The organism is Phormidium pseudopriestleyi FRX01, assembly GCF_017313335.1.
Taxonomy (GTDB): domain Bacteria; phylum Cyanobacteriota; class Cyanobacteriia; order Cyanobacteriales; family Laspinemataceae; genus Laspinema; species Laspinema pseudopriestleyi.
The window spans coordinates 1-4596 of record NZ_JAFLQW010000616.1 but is presented as its reverse complement, the minus strand read 5'-3'; the positions used below and the strand labels follow the sequence as shown (position 1 = coordinate 4596).

General features: G+C 49.2%; 5 protein-coding genes and 1 pseudogene. All 6 read right to left on the bottom strand.

Annotation, left to right across the window (positions count from 1 at the left end; all coding sequences use genetic code 11):
- Nucleotides 1-93: 93 nt before the first annotated feature.
- Entirely contained in the window at nt 94-783 is a 690-nt protein-coding gene (locus tag J0895_RS23470) for a Uma2 family endonuclease (RefSeq protein ID WP_207090409.1), read from the bottom strand.
- 189 nt (nt 784-972) lie between these two features.
- A complete protein-coding gene (locus J0895_RS23465) occupies nt 973-1470 on the bottom strand; it encodes a COP23 domain-containing protein (protein ID WP_207090408.1) in 498 nt (165 codons plus the stop codon).
- 159 nt (nt 1471-1629) lie between these two features.
- Nucleotides 1630-2868 carry a CHAT domain-containing protein gene (locus tag J0895_RS26605; protein WP_277989895.1) on the bottom strand — a complete coding sequence of 413 codons (1239 nt, stop codon included), beginning with the start codon at nt 2866-2868 and terminating at the stop codon, nt 1630-1632.
- Nucleotides 2759-3460: a CHAT domain-containing protein gene (locus J0895_RS26160; protein WP_277989894.1), complete on the bottom strand. Its 702-nt coding sequence runs from the start codon at nt 3458-3460 to the stop codon at nt 2759-2761. The genes J0895_RS26605 and J0895_RS26160 overlap by 110 nt, the downstream gene beginning before the upstream one ends.
- A complete protein-coding gene (locus J0895_RS23455) occupies nt 3369-3779 on the bottom strand; it encodes a tetratricopeptide repeat protein (RefSeq protein ID WP_242541544.1) in 411 nt (136 codons plus the stop codon). Before J0895_RS23455 ends, J0895_RS26160 begins: the two co-directional genes overlap by 92 nt.
- A gap of 24 nt (nt 3780-3803) precedes the next feature.
- A pseudogene (locus J0895_RS26890) lies at nt 3804-3956 on the bottom strand (tetratricopeptide repeat protein); the annotation flags it as partial.
- Between the last annotated feature and the right edge of the window lie 640 nt (nt 3957-4596).

The window sequence follows — 4596 nt, the reverse complement described above, 5'->3', positions numbered from 1 at the left end:
GGGGTAGGGGACTAGAAACCGGGTTTCTCGCCTAAGTTTTTGCTAATTGTCACAGATTGGGTAAAGAAACCCGGTTTCTGACTGTCCTTTCCTTCACTCTGTTGAAACCTGCGCCAAACCCTGGACAAATTCTTGATGTTCTGCTGTCTGTAACCCTTGCTGCAAAATAGCATTTAGAGTCGCACCCTCTTTTTGCCGTAAGGCTTCTACAGACAACCATAAACCCGGAAACACTTGCGATCGCAAAATTCCCTGTTCATCCGACTCTAGGGAAACATATCGACCTTCTTGTAAGATAAACCAATCCAGTTTATTCTCATAAATTTGCCAGACAATATATTCTTGAACCCCATTGCGTTGATAGGCATTCAGCTTATCATTCAGGTCATAACTGGCACTAGAAGCAGCAATTTCCACAATCAATTCTGGTGCACCTCCAATATAGTCATCCTCCGTAATCCAAGAATTCCCCCCAACTGCTGGTTCAATGCGTAACAAAGCATCCGGTTGAGGTTCATTCTCTTCATCCAAACGAACCGTGGCATTGTCATAGAATCCTACCCCCGGTGTCGCCATCCAATAAGTGCCTAACCAAGCCATCATAATCGCATGAGGGTTACCATGTCGATTCGCACGAACGGGGGATGCCACAAAAACAACTCCTTCAACTAATTCAGCATTTTTAATATCCAGTGCAGCATCGTAGCGACGTTCAAACTCAAAACGAGTCAGGCGATCGCCACTTTCTAAAGGGGGAGTATTCAGCACAGAAATAGTAGTCATAAGCATCAAATCATCAGGTAAGCTATATCCATTTTATAGCGCTTCTCTATCAATTGGACCATTTCTGGGGTAGGGGACCAGAAACCGGGTTTCTCATCTGGAGGACTCAATTGCATGAAAGTCTTGAGTCGGTTTTAACCGACTTTAGCTATTAGGCGGGGTTTAAACCCCCCCGGTTTCTCCTCTGTCTTACGGACTTTTCAACTCAGGAATCAACTCAATATATAACTTCCCCCCAGTCCTTTCACTCCGTTCAATAGTCCGAACATTGGGGTCAACTAAATCATTGAGAACCTGTTCCGGATCATCCCCCGGTTCCAAAGTGAGCAACAATCCACTGCAATTCCCACCATTGGTTCGAGTCACACAAATTATATCTTGATTATTCTGCACGCCGGTAGTTAGATAATGCAATAATCCCGTTTGATAATAGGTTTGGAACCGTTCCGAAACCTCCATGCAGCGGTTCTCTGGCGTATATCCAGACCCTTCAAAAAACGTCGATTTCCACCGAATTACCGGAATATCTCCCTTAGAAGTGCGGGCGATCGTTGCCGGAGGATTCTGAGTTAAATCGCAGGAATAATCTGTCCCTCGGGGTAAGCTATCCACGGGTTGACAAGCGGATAAAAAACCCTGTAGAATTACAATTACGGAAAAAATGATTCCACTTTTCTGATTGTTCATTGTTCCTCCTCTGATTCAAATTTGAATCGGTAAAAATCTCTGGGATACCAAATCCGGTTGTGAAAGACTTATTCACTCTTTAGCCCGCGCAGGCGGGCTTCGTCCGTATAGCCCCACCCTTCAGGGTGCGGGTTTTTATAGACTCAAAACCCGGGAGAGTTATTCCTCCAATTCCAACGATTTAATCATTTCCTGTACTGTAATAAATACACGATTAAACTGCTCTTTTACGGATTCATAACTGACTATATATGCCCGATCCTCTTTGACAACCCACACTAGCATTCGCTGCACCTCTTCCTCCCCCATCTTGCCGGTGTACATAACTTGATAGGCGGGATGATTCCCTAGGGTAATCGGGAGGGGAGGAACCAGAAACTCTACCTCCGGCACATAGTCCCGAATTTCCTGTACTGCCGCATCTGTATATTGTTCCAAAGTTTTGGGATCAGAAGATAAATCCTCTATGGTGATACTCACTTTCTCGTAAAATTGAGCAGTGCCAGATTCGGGCGGCGCGAGGAAAACTGCCAGAGTTCCCGTTATCGAGTCTTGGGGTTCTTGAATTCTCCACTGACGCGGGACTTGCATTTTCAACCCGTAGGTGGCATTTTCATAGAGAATCGGGGTGGATAACCACCACAGCACTCCCAGGATTCCCCCAGAGACGATCGCCACTGCTGCGATCGCCGGTATCCAGACTTGCCGAGTTTTGGAAATCGTCTGTAGGGTATGTATCACCCTTGGCATCACCCGGTGTCGCTGAGTGAGCACCATCAGTCCCCCAACCCCCACCCCTGCCACAATTGCCAACTCAATCCAGGAGACAGGGAAACCCGACGAGGATTGCTGCCAGACAAACGGCACTTGTGCCTCACCAATGACCGTAAATGCCGCCCAATTTTTGAGATTAATATTGCCGTCAATTGCTTTAAGCATCGCCTGACGCAACCCTGCTGCTGCATCGGGATTGTTCTGCAATTGCTGATAGAATTGGGACATCACGTTCCCGGAAACCCCATCATCAATTTTCCACAAAGACACCAATACCGTAGAAGTCCCGGCAGTCAACCAAGCGCGGGATAACCCAATCACCCCATCCCCGGTAATGGTGCCGCCTCCGGTGTCGCAGGCACTTAATACCACCAACTCTGCGGGAATCTGTAATTCGACAATTTCCCCTGCTGTGAGAAACCCCTCCGGGTTCTGCAGCAGAATGGGGAGTCCCCCTGGGGTTGCCGGAGGCATACTCGATGCCAACACCACCGCACTATTCATCCCCCGCCTGTCATCCAAAATCCCATGAGTTGCCAGATGAATCACTGCGGATTGGGATAACTGAGGTAAAATCGCCGTTTTCGTGGCCGCATCTCCCGTCAGGGCCTGAGTTTTCAGCAATTTGGCGATTTGTTCTGCCTCCACTTGTGCACCGCCCAAGGGCGACAGGGGGGGGGTCTACCTGGGGCATAGTGGGATTGCCGACGACTAAGGCAGCAGAGGGGGAGGCGGGGAGGTTGCCGGGATTTTTGGAGAAGTCTAATGCTTGAATTGCCGGTGCCGTCAGGAGGGTATGTTTTTGGATTAAATAGGTGTTATTTGAGTCTTGCAGGGCGGGAAATGGCAGGAGAAATAACTCACCGTGGGGAAACAGAATCACCCGCGCTTGGGGGTCATCGGGAAGGTATGAGGCGATCGGTTCAATCAGGAGTTCATGCAACTGCCGCAACTCAGGAATTGATTCAGCTTTCTTTTCTATTTTCTCTCGGGTATTCCGCACCAACTGCGTCAGGGAGGTATTTTGTTGGTCCAGGGGTTGCAGATTCACCGAGGTAAAATGCACTTCTCCCCCGGGTTGAATCACCCAGATATAGAGTTGATAGTCACCCACCAGGGAATATTCAACCAGGGTGGCATTTTGGGTGACGGCGATGCGTTGAATATCGGCGATCGTTGGCGGTTCCACTGCCGGAAGGGGGGGTATTGGACTCATCTGCTACCCATTGCCGCGCCGCCAATAACTCCACAAACGCCCGCCCCCTCCCCCGTTCAGAAATTTCTAAAGCATCATCGGGTTTATTCTGGGCAATTAAAACTTGTTGTAAAATTCGGTAGGAATTGGATTGGATATCCGCGAGGGAGACTTTTTGCTCATCGTCCAATCCTTCCCGCAGGGATTCGTGGACTTCAATCGCTTCGCGCAAAAATGTCTCAGCAGGTGTTAATTGGTTGAGTTGAAATAAGGTATATCCGAAATTGGTGAGAGTAGTGCCTTCACCAGCGCGATTTTCTATCTGTCGAAAAATCTCCAAAGACTGCTGATAAAAATTAATCGCCTGCCGGTATTGCCCTAGGGATTCGTAAGCAATTCCCAGATTATTCAGAGACTTGGCAATTCCTGGGCGATTTTCAAGTTGTTGATAGATTGCCAGGGCTGTTTCCCAAGACCGAATTGCCCCTCTAAAGTCACTCCGATTATATTGCTGAATCCCTTGATTGAGTAACCTATCTGCTTCTGCTTTCCCTGCCTCGGATGTTTCCCCTGCTGTCGGAGAGAAGCGGACAGTCTCAACTCAGAAACCTGGGGACTGGATACCAGAGAGAGGGCAATGGACAGCAGAACCGCACTGAGCAAAACGGGGGATTTTTGCCCGGTTCTTTTCCTGGGGAGGGGAGGGAGAAATCTGGACATTTTTTTTCGGGGGATAGCAGTGGTTATAGGCGCGTTTAGGGTTGGGATTTCCCTGGGGGAAGGATGGGGTTTAGTTGGGGAAACGGGTTAAACGTTTAGGTTAATGATAGATGCTACAAGGGGAGGGGTCAAGATTTCGCAATCAACGGGGGGGACAACCGGGCGACAATCAGGCGGGTTTCCCCTCAACATCGGAACCCCCCCTAGCCCCCCCTTGCTAAGGGGGGGGACCGGAATTCCTAATACCTCTTGTCCCCTCCCCTTGGCAAGGGGAGGGTTAGGGTGGGGTCCTCTTTATGCCAGGGGATGGGGGTAAAAAGCCTCTATTTCCTATTTGAATGTTTGGTGGGTTTATCCCTCAACATCGGAACCCCCCCTAGCCCCCCCTTGCTAAGGGGGGGGACCGGAATTCCTAATACCTCTTGTCCCCTCCCCTT